1 tRNA gene is annotated in these 357 nt (G+C 49.0%); it reads left to right on the top strand.

Features of this window, described 5'->3' with window-relative positions:
* Nucleotides 1-184: 184 nt before the first annotated feature.
* A tRNA-Ala gene (locus OGW44_RS01300) sits at nucleotides 185-260 on the top strand.
* Nucleotides 261-357 lie beyond the last annotated feature (97 nt).

Here is a 357-nt window from a genome sequence, read left to right as displayed (position 1 = left end):
GGCTTGTAGCTCAGGTGGTTAGAGCGCACCCCTGATAAGGGTGAGGTCGGTGGTTCAAGTCCACTCAGGCCTACCAAATTTCTGCTGATGCTGCGTTGCGGCGATGCTCACATACTTCAGTATGCTTCGCGTCACCACGCCTTGCCTCAACAGAAATTAAGGTTAAACGAGATTTAACTACGATGGGGCTATAGCTCAGCTGGGAGAGCGCCTGCTTTGCACGCAGGAGGTCTGCGGTTCGATCCCGCATAGCTCCACCATTCCTTACTGCAAAAAAACAAGAAAACTTCAGAGTGTACCTGAAAAGGTTCACTGCGAAGTTTTGCTCTTTAAAAATCTGGATCAAGCTGAAAATTG

The sequence above is a fragment of the Citrobacter sp. Cb023 genome (assembly GCF_030336805.1).
GTDB lineage: Bacteria > Pseudomonadota > Gammaproteobacteria > Enterobacterales > Enterobacteriaceae > Citrobacter > Citrobacter braakii.
This window is presented reverse-complemented; position numbering and strand designations above follow the sequence as displayed.